Annotated in this window: 13 protein-coding genes and 1 pseudogene; 4 read left to right on the forward strand and 10 right to left on the reverse strand. The window is 72.0% G+C overall.

The window, feature by feature from the left end; genetic code table 11:
- Positions 1-46: 46 nt before the first annotated feature.
- A complete protein-coding gene (locus IG84_RS0107495; protein WP_031052850.1) occupies positions 47-1333 on the reverse strand; it encodes an MFS transporter in 1287 nt (428 codons plus the stop codon).
- 200 nt (positions 1334-1533) lie between these two features.
- Between IG84_RS0107495 and IG84_RS0107500 the strand changes: the two genes are divergently transcribed.
- Positions 1534-2145: a TetR/AcrR family transcriptional regulator gene (locus tag IG84_RS0107500; protein ID WP_031052854.1), complete on the forward strand. Its 612-nt coding sequence runs from the start codon at positions 1534-1536 to the stop codon at positions 2143-2145.
- Between the two features lie 9 nt (positions 2146-2154).
- Here IG84_RS0107500 and IG84_RS0107505 read toward each other — a convergent pair whose 3' ends face one another.
- The 5 genes from IG84_RS0107505 to IG84_RS0107525 form a co-directional block, all read right to left on the reverse strand.
- On the reverse strand, positions 2155-3183 hold the full coding sequence (locus tag IG84_RS0107505) for an ABC transporter permease (RefSeq protein ID WP_031052858.1): 1029 nt from the start codon (positions 3181-3183) through the stop codon (positions 2155-2157).
- Entirely contained in the window at positions 3180-4142 is a 963-nt protein-coding gene (locus IG84_RS0107510; RefSeq protein WP_031052860.1) for an ABC transporter permease, read from the reverse strand. Before IG84_RS0107510 ends, IG84_RS0107505 begins: the two co-directional genes overlap by 4 nt.
- Positions 4139-5662: a sugar ABC transporter ATP-binding protein gene (locus IG84_RS0107515; RefSeq protein ID WP_031052861.1), complete on the reverse strand. Its 1524-nt coding sequence runs from the start codon at positions 5660-5662 to the stop codon at positions 4139-4141. Before IG84_RS0107515 ends, IG84_RS0107510 begins: the two co-directional genes overlap by 4 nt.
- Position 5663: 1 nt before the next feature.
- The gene (locus IG84_RS0107520; protein WP_031052863.1) at positions 5664-6764 is read right to left on the reverse strand and encodes an ABC transporter substrate-binding protein; all 1101 of its coding nucleotides are present in this window, start codon (positions 6762-6764) and stop codon (positions 5664-5666) included.
- A 198-nt stretch (positions 6765-6962) separates the two neighbouring features.
- Positions 6963-7979, reverse strand: a complete 1017-nt coding sequence (locus IG84_RS0107525; RefSeq protein ID WP_031052867.1) for a LacI family DNA-binding transcriptional regulator — start codon at positions 7977-7979, stop codon at positions 6963-6965.
- Positions 7980-8168: 189 nt separating this feature from the next.
- Between IG84_RS0107525 and IG84_RS0107530 the strand changes: the two genes are divergently transcribed.
- Positions 8169-10778: a glycoside hydrolase family 2 gene (locus IG84_RS0107530; protein WP_031052870.1), complete on the forward strand. Its 2610-nt coding sequence runs from the start codon at positions 8169-8171 to the stop codon at positions 10776-10778.
- A gap of 26 nt (positions 10779-10804) precedes the next feature.
- On the opposite strand, the gene IG84_RS0107535 is transcribed toward IG84_RS0107530, so the two are convergent.
- Entirely contained in the window at positions 10805-12070 is a 1266-nt protein-coding gene (locus IG84_RS0107535) for an APC family permease (protein WP_031052873.1), read from the reverse strand.
- Between the two features lie 56 nt (positions 12071-12126).
- Positions 12127-13041: a class A beta-lactamase gene (gene bla, locus IG84_RS0107540; protein WP_031052876.1), complete on the reverse strand. Its 915-nt coding sequence runs from the start codon at positions 13039-13041 to the stop codon at positions 12127-12129.
- Positions 13042-13136: 95 nt separating this feature from the next.
- Here bla and IG84_RS37760 point away from each other — a divergent pair, with 95 nt between their 5' ends.
- The gene (locus IG84_RS37760) at positions 13137-14003 is read left to right on the forward strand and encodes a LysR family transcriptional regulator (RefSeq protein WP_037799458.1); all 867 of its coding nucleotides are present in this window, start codon (positions 13137-13139) and stop codon (positions 14001-14003) included.
- 23 nt (positions 14004-14026) lie between these two features.
- Positions 14027-14914 (forward strand): serine hydrolase, encoded by an 888-nt coding sequence (locus IG84_RS0107550; RefSeq protein WP_382467400.1) that lies wholly within the window; start codon positions 14027-14029, stop codon positions 14912-14914.
- 3 nt (positions 14915-14917) lie between these two features.
- Here IG84_RS0107550 and IG84_RS0107555 read toward each other — a convergent pair.
- Positions 14918-15439, reverse strand: a pseudogene (locus IG84_RS0107555) (pyridoxamine 5'-phosphate oxidase family protein); the annotation flags it as partial.
- A 34-nt stretch (positions 15440-15473) separates the two neighbouring features.
- Positions 15474-16091: a TetR/AcrR family transcriptional regulator gene (locus IG84_RS0107560; protein WP_031052885.1), complete on the reverse strand. Its 618-nt coding sequence runs from the start codon at positions 16089-16091 to the stop codon at positions 15474-15476.
- Positions 16092-16136 lie beyond the last annotated feature (45 nt).

Raw genomic sequence — 16136 nt, forward strand, 5'->3', positions numbered from 1 at the left:
CGTGACTCCTTGGTGCGAAGGGAGGGCGTGGCGGGTGCGGGCCGGCTCATTGCGCGCCCTTGATACGGGTGACGAGCACCGAGCCGACGAGCGCGGCGGCCGCGGCCACGCCGAACAGCAGCGGGTAGTTGCCTCCCCCGCCGATGGCCAGGAGGAAGGGCGCGATCATCGGCATCAGGGACTGCGGCAGCGCGTTGGCGATGTTGACGACGCCGAGGTCCTTGGCGGCGTTGTCCGGGTCGGGCAGGACGTGGGTGATCAGCGCCATGTCGACGGCGTAGAAGAGCCCGCCGCCGACGCTCATGACGAACTGGGCGACGATGATCCAGGTCAGGTCCGGGGCGAAGGCCAGCAGCGCGAGGCCGGCGGCGACGATGAGCCCGGAGGAGATGACGAAGGGCTTGCGGCGGCCGAAGCGGTCGGAGATCCGGCCGCCGGCCGCGGCCGTGACGGACTGGACGGCGTAGCCGGCGGCGACCAGTACGGCAACGGTGCTCGCCGTGGCGGCGGCGCTCACGCCCATCCGGAAGGGCAGGTAGTAGGCCAGGTAGGTCATCGGCGCGACGGAGCCGAACATGACCAGGAACTTGGTGAGCCAGGCCCAGCCGAAGTCCGGGCTGCGGCGCGGGTCGAAGACGAAGCTGCCGAGGAACTCCTTGAGCGAGAACGGCTCGGGCGCCCCGGCGGGCGCGCGGTCGTCCAGCTTGTACACGAACCAGCCGACCAGGGCGACGGTCAGGACGGCCGGCAGCAGGAACATCACCCGTGCGTCGGAGCTGAGTGCGGCGATGCCCGAGCCGGCCAGTACGGCGGCGGTGAGGCCGGTGCCGACGGCGCCGGAGGCGCTGCCCCGGGCGGCCGCGGGCACCTGGTCGGGGATGGTCGCCATGAGGGCCGCGTACACGGCGTTGAAGGAGGTCTGGACGACGGCCCAGCCGATGACGAGGGCGGGGACGGCGGGAATGAAGGCGATCACCATCAGGCCCAGCAGGCCGCCGAGGAGGCCGCCGACGAGCCAGGGCCGGCGCCGCCCGAAGCGGGAGCGGGTGCGGTCCGAGAGCCTGCCGAAGAGCGGGTTGGCGATCACCGCCAGGACGGCGCCGACGCCGAGCACGAGGCCCAGTACCGATTCCTTGTTGCGGGGTGCGACGTCCGCGACGCGCAGCGCCATGGTGACGATGACGGGCGTCAGCAGGGCGCTGTAGAGGCCGAAGTTCGCGAGGCCCAGCCGGAGTACGAAGCCCCGTGGGGCTCTTTCCGCATCCGGGTCGGTGCTCGCGGGCTCGGCAGGAGTGGTGGCCGAAGCCGAAGCGGGGACAGCTGCCTGATCCACTGCCGTACCTCCTCATTGAGGTGAACAAAGCGGCTCGGACAGGGAGGAATCGCGCTATGAAGTGGCGGGCTCCCTGCGGTTCGCAGCATCGTGTCCCAGCCACCTGTGAAGCGGTAGGCGTTGTAATGTCTTCGTTACCTTCAAGGGTCCGGACCGTTTCGTGGATTAGGCTCGGGCCCGTGGCAGCGAAAGATCGATCCGTGGCGAAGGAACGGGAAGCGCGGCGGGGGCGTGCCGTGCGCGGTGAGGACCGGCGCGCGGAGATCCTCCGGGCGGCGCTGGAGGTGATCGCCGAGCGCGGTTACCGGGGCGCGTCGCTCAACGCGGTCGCCGAGCGGGTCGGCATCACCCAGCAGGGACTGCTGCACCATTTCCCGACCAAGGAGGCACTGCTCGTCGCCGTGCTGGAGGCGCGGGACGCGTGGGACACCGGCGGCGGCTCCCCGCGGCGCGGCGAGCCCTGGCCGCTGGACCTGTACGCCTCACTCGTCGAGTACAACGCCATGCGCCCGGGCATCGTGCAGACCTTCTCCGCCCTGCTCGGCGAGAGCGTGACCGGGGAGGACCACCCGGCGCGCGAGTTCTTCGCCCAGCGCTACGCATCCGTGCGCGAGTCGACGGCCGCCTCGCTGCGCGCGGAGTTCGGCGACCGGCTCCCCGGCGGCCGTACGCCGGAGGAGGCGGCGCCGCTGCTGATCGCGGTGATGGACGGGATGCAGTTCCAGTGGCTGCTGGACCCCACGGCCGTGGACATGCCGGCCGCCTTCCGCACGCTGCTCCAGCTCCTGGGCCGGACGGAGCCCGCGGACTGAGATCCCGGTTCAGGTCCGGCGCCCCCGCCGCCCCAGCCATGTCTGCGCGATCACGACCACCGCGAGGAACGCGCCGCTGACCACCTGCTGGTAGGCGGAGTCCAGGGAGCCGATCTGGTTGATGACGTTCTGGATGACCTTCAGCAGGAGGACGCCCACCAGCGAGCCGCTGAGGAAGCCGGAGCCGCCGGTCAGCAGCGTGCCGCCGATGACGACGGCGGAGATCGCCTCCAGCTCCATGCCGGAGCCGAGGATGGTGACGCCGGAGACCAGCCAGGCCGCGTTCAGTGCCCCGGCGAGCCCGGCACACAGGCCGGACAGCGTGTACACGGTGATCTTCGTCCGGGCGACCGGCGCGCCCATCAGCGCCGCGGCGTCCTCATTGCCGCCGACCGCGTAGACGTACTGGCCGAAGCGGGTGCGGCGGAGCACCAGCGCGCCGGCCGCGAACAGCACCAGCGCGATCCACACAGGCACGCCCACCCCGAGCAGCCTGCCCTGTCCGAGCGCCGCGAAGAAGGTGCTCTTGTCGACGAGGTACGTCTGCGATCCCTCGTCCGTGACGGCGAGCAGCAGGCCGCGCGCGCCGAGCATCGCGGCGAGCGTCACGATGAACGGGGCGAGCCGGGACCGGGCGATCAGCACCCCGTTGAGCACGCCGATGAGGCCGCAGACGGCGAGCGGGAGCAGCAGCGCCACCGCCGTCCCGTACTGCGAGCCCCACGCCGCGAGCACGCCGCCGAGCGCGAACAGTGAGCCCACCGACAGGTCGATACCGCCGGTGACGATCACGAACGTCATGCCGAGCGCCACGACCGCCAGGAACGCGGACGACAGGGCCATGTTCTGGAGGTTGTCGGCCGTCAGGAACGGCTCGAAGGTGAGGGCCGCGGCGAGCACCGCGAGTACCAGGGTCACCAGCGCGCCGTGCTGCTGGGCGAGCGCGCTCAGCCGCTCGGCGGGCCGCGGCGCGTCGACCGCCGCCTCCTCGGCCCCGACCGCCTGCGGCGCCGGATCGCGGACATCGGCGGTGGTCATCGCTTCCCCCGTTCCCTGGCCGCGTAGACCGCGAGGACGATCACCACGGCCTGGGCGATCTGGGTCCATGACGGCGGCAGGTCGTGCTTGATGAGTGTGGCGGTCAGCAACTGGATCAGCACGGCACCGGCGACGGTGCCGCCGATGCGCACGCGGCCGCCGCTGAGCGGAGTACCGCCGACGACCACGGCGGTGATCGCGGACAGCTCCATCAGGGTGCCGAGCGAGGTGGGGTCGCTGGCGGTGAGCCGCGCCGTGGCCAGGACGCCGGCGACCGCCGCGAACGCCCCGGAGGCGGCGTAGACGAGGATCAGTACGCGGCGTACCGGCAGGCCCGCCAGGCGCGCGGCCGGGCGGCTGTCGCCAAGGGCGAGCAACTGGCGGCCGAAGGTCGTCCGGCGGACCACGAAGGCGGTGAGCAGCGCGAGGCCCGCGGCGATCAGGACCAGGTAGGGGACGCCGAGTACGGCACCGGAGCCGAGGGCCGCCATGCCGGGGTCGTGCACCTGCTTGAGCTGGGGCAGCAGGACGAGCGCGAGGCCGCGTCCGGCCACCATCAGCGCCAGCGTGGCGACGATCGGCTGCACCCCGACGAAGGCGATGAGCGAGCCGTTCGCGAGGCCGACCACGAGGCCGCCGGCCACCGCGACGAGCAGCGCGATCCACGGCCCGTAGCCGAGGTAGAGCGAGACGAGCGAGGTGGCCAGGGCCATCACCGAGCCGACCGACAGGTCGACGCCCTCGGTGCCGATGGCCAGTGCCATGCCGAGCGCCACGATCAGGACGGGCGCGACCTGCACGGCCTGGGTGCGGAAGTTCTCGGCGGAGAGGAAGTGCGGAGTGAAGGCCACGTTCACCAGGAGGAGTACGGCGACGCCCAGGTAGACGCCGTAGTCCTGCAAGAGGCGGCGGAGCCGGTCGCGGTCGGCGGTGACCCGGCCCAGGGTCAGTTGGGTCATGCGGGGCCTCCCACGGGCGCGGTCGCGATGGCGCGCATCAGGCGGTCGGCGGTGACGGCTTCGCCGGTCAGCTCCTCGACGACGGCGCCGTCCTTGAGGACGACGATCCGGTCCGCGCCCTCGATCAGCTCCTCCATGTCGGAGGAGATCAGCAGGACGCCCAGGCCGTCGGCGGCGAGCTCGTCGATGAGCCGTTGTACTTCGGCCTTGGCGCCGACGTCGATGCCACGGGTCGGCTCGTCGAGCAGCAGTACCTTGGGGTGCATGGCGAGCCAGCGGGCGAGCAGCACCTTCTGCTGGTTGCCGCCGGAGAGTTCGCCGACCTTCTGGTGCGGTCCGGCCGCCTTGATGCGCAGCCGCTGGATGAAGGTGTCGACGATGCGGTCGATCCGGGCCTCGTCGACCAGGCCGAAGCGGGACAGGCGGGGCAGCGCGGCGAGCGCGATGTTCTCCCGTACCGACAGGCCCGGCACGATGCCCTCGGCCTTGCGGTCCTCGGGCAGCAGGCTGATGCCGGCGCGGATCGCGGCGGGTGTGGAGCCGGTGCGGACGGGGGCGCCCGCCACCACGACCGTTCCGGAGTCCAGGGGCAGCGCGCCGGCGATCGCCTTCGCGGTCCCGCTGCGGCCGGAGCCGAGCAGCCCTCCGAGGCCGACGACTTCACCGGGCCGTACGTCCAGGCCGACCTCGCGGAGGTGGTGACGTGCAGTCAACTTCCTTGCTGAAAGCACCGGTTCAGCGTCCGTAACTTGGTGGCCGCCGGTGAATTCGGTGCGGCCCTCCTCGCGTACCTCGCCCGCCTCGCGGCCCAGCATGAGGGAGACCAGCCGCAGCCGGTCGAGGCCGGCCATGGGGCCCGTGTGGACGGCCCTGCCGTCACGCAGCACGGTCACCGCGTCACAGATCTCGTACAGCTCCTCCAGGCGGTGGCTGACGTAGACGACGGCGATGCCGCGCTCGCGCAGCATACGGATCACGCCGAACAGCGTCCGGACCTCGCGCGGTTCGAGGGAGGAGGTGGGCTCGTCCATGATGACGACGCGCGCGTCCACCGAGACCGCGCGGGCCAGGGCCACCATCTGCTGGGCGCCGACGCCGAGTTCGCGCAGCGGGCGGCGGACGTCGACGCGTACGCCCAGCTCGCGCAGTGCCTCGTCCGCCGCGCGGTGCATCCGGCGGAAGTCGATCAGGCCGAGGCGGCCGCGCGGCTCGCGGCCGAGGAAGAGATTGCGGGCCACGCTCATCAGGGGGACGAGATTGACCTCCTGGTAGATGGTGGAGATGCCCGCGTGCTGTGCTTCGAGCGGGGTGGCGAAGGCGGCCTCCGCGCCGTCGTACGTCATCGTCCCCTCCCCCGGGTCCGGCCGGTACACGCCGGTGAGGACCTTGATGAGGGTGGACTTGCCCGCGCCGTTCTCACCGATGAGGGCGTGCACCTCCCCGGCGCGGGCGGTGAAGTCGACGCCGTCGAGCGCCCGTACGCCGGGGAAGGTCTTGCTGATGCCGGTGACCGACAGCACCTCAGTACGCCTTCGCGAGGTCGGCCTTGGCGTTGTCCTTCGTGTACGCGCTGTCCTTGATGACGATGTCCTGCGGTACCTTCTGGCCCTTGGTGAAGGCGTCCAGGGTCTGGAAGGCGAGCGGTCCGAAGCGCGGGTTGGACTCGATGACGCCGTCGATCCAGCCGTCCACGATGCCCTGGACGGCGCTGCGCGTGCCATCGACGGTGACGATCTTGACGTCACCGGGCTGCTTGCCCGCGCCCTTGAGCGCGTTGACCGCTCCGAGGCCCATTTCGTCGTTCTCGGCGTAGATCCCGTCGATGCCGGGCTTGGACTGGATGAGCTGCTCGGTGACCGACTGGCCCTTCTCGCGGGAGAATTCGCCGGTCTGCTGGAAGACGACCTTCAGGCCCGGCGCCTTCTCCTCGATGCGCTGCTCGAAGCCCTTGGTGCGTTCGGTGGTGACGTTGTTGCCCGCGGCGCCGAGCAGGATGGCGAGCTCGCCCTTGCCGCCGGTCGCCTCGATCATCCGGTCTGCGGCGCGCCTGCCCTGCTCGACGAAGTCCGAGCCGATGAAGCTGACGTAGTCCTTGCAGGCCGTACCGTTGATCTTGCGGTCGACGGTCACGATGGGGATGTGCCGGGCGCGCGCGGAGCTCAGCACCGGCTGCCAGCCGTCGGAGTTGAGCGGCGCGATGACCAGCAGGTCCGCGCCCTTGGCGATGAGGTCCTGCACGTCGCTGATCTGCTTGGAGAACTGCGACTGGCCGTTGGCCGTGAGCAGCTTGATGCCGCGCTTCTCCGCCTCGGCCTTGAGGGAGGCGGTCTCGGCGATCCGGAAGGGGTTCGCCTCCTTCTCGGACTGGGAGAAGCCGACGGTGGCGTTCTTCAGGTCGAGCTTCTTGCCGCCGAAGGCGTCGAGGGTGCAGGTCCTGCCGCCAGCACCGGTGCCCGAGGCGGCGGCGGCCCCGCCGGATCCGCCCTGCGCCGCGGGCTTCTTGTCCGCCGCGGCGTCGTCCTCGGACTTGGCGCAGCCGGAGACGAGCGCGAGGCTCGTGATGAGGCCGGTGGCGAGCAGGGCTCTCGCGGAGGTGCGGCGAAGGGAGGAGATCGGCTTCATGGTGTCCCCAAATGGCACGGCCCCGGCGCGCGAACGCTCACGGGGACTTCGGAACGTGCAGGCAACTGGTGGCTCAGGTGAGGGTTTTACATCGTTGCAAGAACACTGACAACCCTCCGCGTACGAAATGCCGGACCATCGCCACCGATTCGCACGCCTCCCACAACAGCGCTTGGGTAACGGTGACTTGGTACCGGATCAGCGGCGGCCCAGCGTGGACTCCCGCTCCACCAGCCGGAATTCCGCGACCAGCTCCCGCCCCTCGGGCTCCTCCGCGCGGTTCTCCAGCGTGCGCAGCAGCGACTCCACTGCCAGCCGGGCGATGGACCGCTTGTCCGGCGAGACCGTGGTCAGGCTGACGGCCCCGAACCGCCCCTCGGCGATGTCGTCGAAGCCGACCACCGCCACGTCCCACGGCACCCGCAGCCCCCGCTCGTGCAGCACCCGCATCGCGCCGATCGCCACCAGGTCGTTGTACGCGAACACCGCGTCCGGCCGCACGCCCGCGTCCAGCATCCGCGCCATCGCCTCGGCCCCGTCCCCCCGGTCCCAGCCCCCGGTCGGGCCGATCAGGCTGTCCGGCGCGGGCACGCCCGCCTCCGTCAGCTCGGCCCGCCAGCCCGCGAGCCGCAGGTGCGCGGGGCGGTTCGCCGAGTCGGTACGCGCTCCCAGGTAGGCGATGTGGGTGCGGCCGCGGCCGAGCAGGTGGCGGACGGCCGTCCGCGCCGCCGCGACGTTGTCGATCGCGATGTGGTCGTACGGCAGGTCGTACTCGCGCTCGCCGAGCAGCACCAGCGGGACGTCGTCCTCGCGGCCGCGCAGGTCCTCGACTTCCAGCTCCAGCGGGCTGAGGATCAGGCCGTCGATGACGCCGGCCCGGAAACCCTGGCTGACCAGGACCTCCCGCTCGCGCTCGCCACCGGTGTGGTCGAGCAGCACGGTCAGGTCGTGCTCGGCGGCGACGTCGATCACGGCGCCCGCGAGCTCCGCGAAGTACGGGTTGCCGAGCTCGGGAACGGCGAGCGCGAGGATTCCCGTGCGGCCTTTGCGCAGATGACGTGCCGTCATGTTCGGCCGGTAGCCCAGCTCGTCGATGGCGGCCTGGACCCGGGCCCGCATTCCCGGGGTGACGTGCTGGTAGTTGTTCACCACGTTCGAGACGGTCTTGATCGAGACACCGGCGCGTTCCGCGACGTCTTTCAGGCTCACTCGCAAAGGGATCTCCTCGGTATCGACGGTGCGCGCAACGCTCCCCCGGCCGGCTTGCGCAACGCTCCCCCGCCCGGCTTCTGTGCCGCACCTGGACAGGATCGGGGAGCCGTGCTGTCATGCCAACTGCCGCTCCTTCCAACGTTGTACAGACTGATGCAACGAGCCGCCACCCTTCCTCGACAAGGAGGATTTGTGCGCACCAATCGGTTCAGAGACAGACTCACTCTGCTGCTCGCGGCCACGCTGGGCGCCGCCGGACTCGCCGCCGCACCGTCCGCCACAGCGGCCGACGAGCCGCAGTCCGACGCCGTCCACGGCCTCAAGGGCGAGTACTACACCCAATCGGCGCCCGGGGCCTTCGACTTCCACGAGCTGAAGTCCACCGGATTCGACCCCGACCTCGACTTCGACAACCTCGAACCCCGGCTCGGCTACGCCACCGGGCAGAAGGACGACGTCAGCGTCCGCTGGACCGGGAAGATCGTCCCCGCGAAGACCGGTCCGACAACGTTCTCCCTCTCCGCCGACAACGGCTTCCGTCTGTGGATCGACGGCAGGATCGCCATCGACCACTGGGTGGACGACTGGGACAAGGAGCAGACGTCACAGCCGGTCGAGCTGACCGCGGGCAAGGCGTACGACATCAAGGTCGAGTACTTCGAGCACTTCGGCGGGTCCAATCTGCACCTGCGCTGGACGCCGCCCGGCGCCGGCAAGGCCGCCGTCCCGCAGTCGGCGTTCCGGCTGCCCGAAGGCTTCGACTACGACGGCGCGACCGCCGCCACCGTCCTCGGCGACGGCCGCACCCTCAAGCTGGACTTCCCGCAGCGGCTCGCCGCACCGCCGGCCGGCCTGACGGACCACCTCGACGCGGTCATCGGCGGCAGCACCTGGCCGCTGGGCGCGGCGAAGGCGGACCCGGCCGACCCCAAGGCGCTGCTCGTCGGGCTCAAGGAGCCGGTCGTCGGCAACAAGACCGGTAACGCGCGCGGTGACGTCGAGGTCCGCTACGACGGCGAGGCGGGGCTGGCCCGCGCGGACGGCGAGCGGATCGGCACGTTCTGGTCCAGCGGTGCGAACCGGTCCACGTACGAGCTGCGCACCAAGTGGGCCGACGAGGTGAGCGAGAAGAACGCCCACCCCGAGTACCCGCGCCCGCAGCTCACGCGCGATGCCTGGCGCAACCTCAACGGCTCCTGGCAGTTCGCCGCGGCGAAGTCCGGTGAGCGGCCGCCCGTCGGCAAGAAGCTGGGCGAGAAGATCCTGGTGCCTTACCCGGTCGAGTCGCAGCTCTCGGGCATCGAGCGGCACGAGGACCGCATGTGGTACCGCCGTACGTTCACCGTCCCGCACGACTGGAAGGTGGGCAGCGGCAAGCGGCTCCGGCTCAACTTCGGCGCCGTCGACTGGCAGGCCGAGGTGTATGTCAACGGCACCAAGGTGGCCGCGCACAAGGGGGGTTACGACAGGTTCAGCGCCGACATCACCGACGCGCTCGAGCCCGGAAAGACGCAGGAGCTGATCGTCGGCGTCTATGACCCGACCGACGCGAAGGACGGCGAGAACCCGCCGGTCGGCAAGCAGCGCCTGGACCCGAGCGGCATCTGGTACACCCCCTCGTCCGGCATCTGGCAGACGGTGTGGATGGAGCCGGTCGCCGCCGACCACGCCGACTCGCTGAAGATCACCCCGAAGGTCGCGGACGGCACGGTCGCGGTCGAGCCGCGGGGCGTGCGGGACGGCGTGCCGGTCACGGCCACCGCGTACGACGGCAAGCGCCGGGTGGCGACGGTGAGCGGCCGCACGGGCGAGCCGCTGACGCTCAAGATCAAGGACCCGCACCTGTGGTCCCCCGACGACCCGTTCCTGTACGGGCTGAAGGTGAGTGTCGGCAGCGACCGCGTCGGCAGCTACTTCGGGATGCGTTCCATCGCGGTGGAGAAGATCGGCGGCACCCCGCGCACCGTGCTCAACGGCAAGCCGGTCTTCCTGATGGCCACGCTCGACCAGGGCTTCTGGCCCGACGGGCTGCACACGGCGCCGACGGACGAGGCGCTGGCATACGACCTGAAGCTGCACAAGCAGCTCGGCTACAACTCCGTACGCAAGCACATCAAGGTCGAGCCCGACCGCTGGTTCTACTGGGCGGACAAGCTGGGCCTGCTCGTCTGGCAGGACATGCCGGCCATGACGGCGGGCGTCGACCCGGACGCCGCGTCCCGCGCCGAGTACGAGCGGGAGATGAAGACGATGATCGACCAGCATGACAGCCACCCGTCGGTGATCATGTGGGTCACCTTCAACGAGGGCTGGGGCCAGTACGACGAGGGCCGGATCGCCGACCAGGCCAAGACCTGGGACCCGACACGGCTGATCAATGGCCAGTCGGGCCTCAACCTCGGGCGGGACGGTGGCACCGGCGACATCATGGACGAGCACGGCTACCCGAGCCCCGCCCTGCCCCCGCACCCCGACGGTGAACGGGCCCTGGTCAGCGGCGAGTACGGCGGCCTCGGACTCGGTGTGCCCGGTCACGCGTGGTCGGTGCAGCAGTCGTACGTCGACGTGGACCCGGCGACGTACACGGACGACTACCTGAAGCGCCTGGACGAGGTGCGCCAACTGGCCTGCCGGGGCAGCAACGGCGCCGTCTACACGCAGATCTCGGACGTCGAGGGCGAGCTGAACGGCCTGGTGACGTACGACCGCAAGGTGGTCAAGCCGGACGTACAGCGGCTCAAGGCCGCCCACGAGGCGCTGATCCACGACGCCTCGCAGGCAACGCCGGCGGGCTGCCGCTAGCACCCCGCCGGCTGACCCGGCCCTGGTCAGCGCGCAGTCATGCGGCGGATGCCGTACACGGCCGCGCCGGCGGCCAGCACCGCCGTGCCCGCCAGGACGGAGGTCACGGGCAGGGCGAAGGCCAGGACCAGGCAGCCGGCGAGGCCGACCGCCGGGACGACGCGCGGCGGCCGGCCCTCGGCGGCGGTGAGGGTCCACGCCGAGGCGTTGGCCACGGCGTAGTACGCCAGTACCGCGAAGGAGGAGAAGCCGATCGCGCCGCGCAGGTCGGCCGTCGCGGCGAGGACCGCCACGACCGCGCCGACCGCGAGTTCGGCACGGTGCGGCACCTTGAACCGCGGGTGGACGGCGGCCAGGGCGTGCGGCAGATGGCGGTCGCGCGCCATGGCCAGCGTCGTACGCGAGACTCCGAGGATCAGCGCCAGCAGCGAGCCGAGCGCGGCCACCGCCGCGCCGACGCGGACCACCGGCGCGAGCCAGCCGGCGCCGGCGGCCCGCGCGGCGTCCGACAAGGGCGCCGCGGCACCGGCCAGTCCATCCGGGCCGAGCACCGTGAGGACGGCGACGGCGACCAGCGCGTAGACCACGAGCGTGATCCCGAGCGCGACCGGGACGGCCCGGGGGATGGTCCGCTCGGGCTCGCGGACCTCCTCGCCGAGCGTGGCGATGCGCGCGTACCCGGCGAAGGCGAAGAAGAGGAGGCCCGCCGCCTGGAGCACCCCGCCGGCGGTGAGGTCGGCGCCGAGCGCCGTCCGGGCGGCGTCCGCCTCGCCGGAAGCGAACACAGCGGCCACCACGGCGGCGAGTACCGCCAGGACGACGGCGACCACGGCACGGGTGAGCCGGGCCGACTTCTGCACCCCGGCGTAGTTCACGGCGGTCAGCACCGCCACCGCGGCGACCGCGACCACGTGCGCGTGGTCCGGCCAGAGGTACGCGCCCGCGGTGAGGGCCATCGCGGCGCAGGAGGCGGTCTTGCCGACCACGAATCCCCAGCCGGCGAGGTAGCCCCAGAAGTCGCCGAGCCGTTCGCGGCCGTATACGTACGTGCCGCCGGAGGCCGGATAGCGGGCGGCCAGCCGCGCCGAGGAGGTCGCGTTGCAGTACGCCACCACCGCGGCCAGCGCCAGGCCGAGCAGCAGCCCGGAACCGGCAGCGGCGGCCGCGGGGGCCAGGCTGGCGAAGATGCCCGCGCCGAGCATCGCCCCGAGGCCGACCAGCACGGCGTCGGTCGTGCCCAGGCGTCGCTGCAGTGTGTGCGGGGCACCAGTGTCGGCCGTCGGCTTCTCCATGGACTCCCTCCTCGACGAGCTCGGCGGCCAGCTTACGGAATCCCCCGGGCCGTGCCTCAGACCAGCGCTGCCGCCACCAGTCCGGCGGTCTTCGCGACCAGTGCGTCGTCGGAGGGCCCTTCGGGCGCGTGCGTGGTGGACAGGACGGAGAGCAGGACCGGGGAGCGGCCGGGGGGCCAGGCGACGCCCACGTCGTTGGCGACGCCGTACTCGCTTCCGCCGCCGGTCTTGTCCGCCGTGATCCAGCCCTCGGGCAGGCCGGCGCGGAACCGCTTGGTGTTGGTCGTGTTCGCGATCAGCCAGCCCTTCAGCCGCTTCCGGTCCTCGGCGGCGAGGGCGCGGCCGACGACGAGGCGGCCGTAGGTCGTGCCGATGGCGCGGGGAGTCGTCGTGTCGGTCGTGCGCCACGGTTCCGCGGAGTTGAGCTGGGGCTCCCACCGGTCGAGCCGGGTCGTGCCGTCCCCGAGCGAACGGCAGAAGCGGGTGATGGCCGTGGGGCCGCCCAGCTCGCGCAGGAGGAGGTTGGCCGCGCCGTTGTCACTGTGGCTGACGGCGGCGGCACACAGTTCGGCGACGGTCATGCCGTGTGCGACGTTCTCCGGCTCGCTGCTGATCGGCGCGTAGCCGGCGTCCGTGACGTACTTCTTGGAGTAGTGGATGCGCTCGGCCAGGAACTCGCCATGGTGGTCGAGGTCGCGCAGGACGGCAGCGGCGGCGAGGCCCTTGAACACCGAGCACATCGGGAAGCGCTCGTCCGCGCGGTACCGCACCGTGCGGCCGGTGGCCAGGTCACGGGCGAACACCCCCAGCCGCGCGTCGTGCTCCCGCTCGAGTCGCTCGAACTGCCCGGAGAGCCCCTTGCCGTGCGGTACTTCGGCGGTTGCCGTACCGCATGCGGGGAGCGTGGCGGCCAGCGCGGTGCCCGCGCCGAGGGCCAGGACCGTGCGTCGGGACGGACGTACTTGTGTCATGTCGCAGAGTGAAGCCCGCCGCTCGCTCCATGTCGAATATGCTCTCGGCTCTTGATCGATTCGCAGAAGATATCGCCGCACGCCACAGGAGTGGAATGCTGACGGAACGGCACTTGGAAATCTTCGTGGCGCTGGCGGAGGAGGAGCACTTCGGGGCCGCGGCGCAGCGCGTGGGGATCACCCAGCCGCCCCTGTCGCAGGGGCTGCGCCGGCTGGAGGCGCTGCTCGGGGTGCGGCTCTTCGACCGCACCCGTGGCGTCGTCCTGACCGACGAGGGGTCGCTGCTGCTGCCGCACGCGCGCAGGGCGCTCGCCGCGCTCGGGGAGCTGCGGGAGATCGGCGCCCGGGAGCACGCCGACGGCCGCCGGCTCCGGCTCGGCCTGGCGTCGGAGGTACCGGCGGGGCTCGCGGCGGCCGTGGCGGCGGCGCCGGTACGCGCGGGGGAACAGAACCGCATAGGCGTGCTGACGGCACCCACCGCAACACTGCTCTCCGATATCGCGCAGGGCCGGCTCGACCTCGCCGTGATCCGGCATCCTGCGGTGCTGCACGGCCTGGCCGCCGGGCGGGTGGTGCTCTTTCCGAGCTGGGTGCTCTCCCCCGCCGCCCCGCACGGCCGGGCCCCGGCCCGTGGGCTGCCCGTCGCCGTGCGCCCCCGCGAGGAGGCGCCCGCGGCCCACGATCTGTTCGTCGACACACTGGCCAGCCGCGGGCGGCGGGTGGAGACCGTCGTGGTGTCCGACGAGCGCGCCGGGCTCGCGCTCGTCGCGGCGGGGCAGGCGGTACTGGTCACCGCCGACGCGACGCTGACCGCCGACGGTGTGGAGCGCAGACCGGCGACCGATCCGCCGCTGCCCCTGCGGCTGCGGGTGGTGTGGGACCCGCGGCGGCCGGACGCGGCGGAGACCGCGGACACCGCCCAACTGTTGGTGGAGACCCTCGAACGGCAGGCGGCGACATGAGCGGGACGAGGCGGGGAAGCGGCGTGGAGCGCACGATCCGCGAGATGTTCGCCGACGCGGGCGTGCGCGGCTGGCTGCACGTGGCGGAGCTGGACCGGCCCTCGGCCCGGGTGACCCTCGATCCCGACGAGGCGGTGCCCATGGGTTCCGTCTACAAGGTGCCGCTGATGGTGGCCTTCTGCCGGCTGGCGGACGCCGGAGAGCTCGACCCGCGCGCGCGGCTGACCCTGGAGCCGCCGGACCGGGTCGCCGGTCCCACCGGCATCTCGATCCTGCGGGACGCCGTCACGATGTCGCTGCGCGACCTGGTGGTCATGATGATGAGCGTCTCCGACAACACGGCGGCCGACGCGCTGCTCCGCACGATCGGCACCTCGGTGGTCGACGAGGTCTGCCGCGATCTCGGCATGCCGGACACCCGTATCCACGGCGGCGTCGCGGGGACCTGGGACCGGCTGCTCACGGAGACCGGTACGGACTCGCTGCCGGCCGCGATGGCGCGGCTGACCAGCAACGACGACACCGTGCCCGAGGTGGTCTACAACCCCTTGTCGAAGGCCGCCACCACGCCCGCCGACATGGCGCGGCTGCTGCGGGCGATCTGGACCGGGCGGGCCGCCTCGCCCGAGCGCTGTGCGTTCATGCGCGAGGTCATGGGCCGGCAGCCGTGGCGGCACCGGCTGGCGTCCGGTTTCCCGTACGACGACGTGACCGTGTCGGGCAAGACGGGCACCTTTGGAGCGATGCGGCACGAGGCGGGGGTGGTCGAGCTGGCCGACGGCAGTACGTACACCGCCGTGGTCTTCACCCAAGCGGCGCGCGCCGACAGTGTGTTGCCCCGGGCCGACGCGGTGATCGGCGCCGCCGCCCGCACCGCCGTGGAGGAACTGCGGGGGAACGCGGGCACGTGAGCCTCAGCCGGCTCGGGTGTGGGCCCGAGCACTGACGTGCGGGGGCGGCTCGATGCCCGCCGGCAGGAGGGGATCCGCTTCCGGTGCTCCCCAACTGGCGGTCAGGGGAAGGACGCCGGCCCATATCCCGAGCGCGGCGTCCGGACCGTCCCCGTCGTCGGGGCCGCCGGTGCGAATCTTCACCGACGCCTCCGCCAGCGACAGGGCGAGCCCCACCGTGGCCGCCATCTCCTTCCGGCTGGGCTGCCGGGCGTAGTCCCACTGCCCCGGTGCCGCCTGCTCGGTCAGGCAGCGCAGCCCCGCCAGCTTCTCGTCCGGGTCGGTGACCGCGCGGGGCACGCCGTAGATCATCGCGCTGCGGTAATTGACGCCGTGCTCGAACACGGACCGGGCCAGGACCAGCCCGTCCACATGCGTGACGGTCACGCACACCGCCGCCTCGGGGGACGCCACCAGGCTGCGGCTCGCGACCGAACCGTGGAAGTACAGCGTGCGCCCGTCGCTCCCGTACACCGTCGGCGTAACACAACGAAATCCGCGGCACCACTCCAGAAGCCACTCAGTCCGGCTTCTCCTCCTCCGCGGTGGCCAGCCGGCCCAGCAGGGAGCGCAGTTCGTCCAGCGCTGCCGCGGTGTTCGCCGCGTCGCCGAGGGTGAGCTGGTGCAGGACGAGGCCGTCCAGCGCCGCGAAGACCAGGCGGGCGAGGGCGGGGCTCGGCTCGTTCGGCAGCATCCGGGAGAGTTCGCGCGCGGAGGCGTCGAAGTACGCGTCGTACAGGTCGCGTACCTGGGGCAGCAGGTCCGGGCGGCGGCGCGCTTCGAGCAGCAGCTCGTACTGGAACGCCTGGAGGTCGGGGCCGGTCTCGACCATGGCGGAGACGCCGGCCGCGAAGTCCTCGGGTCTGCCGGTGCCGGGCTCCAGCAGGCTGCTGCTCAGGCTCTGCCGCACGACGTACCCCAGCGCCTCCTCGATCAGCGCGTCGCGGGACCCGAAGTGGTGCACGACGAGGCCGTGGGTGACGCCGGCCTCCTCGGCGACCGCCCGGTAGGTCAGCTTGCGCAGGCCGCCCCGCGCCACGACCCGTACCGCCGCGTTGAGCAGGGCTTCGCGGCCCTCGCCGTACCCCACCTCCCGGTGACCGCGGCGGCCGCGTGCCTCCTTGGCTGATTCCGTCATGCCGGCCAGCCTATCCACAGGTCACGCGGCCCCGGGCGGCCCGCC

The sequence above is a fragment of the Streptomyces ochraceiscleroticus genome, from assembly GCF_000720485.1.
GTDB lineage: Bacteria > Actinomycetota > Actinomycetes > Streptomycetales > Streptomycetaceae > Streptomyces > Streptomyces ochraceiscleroticus.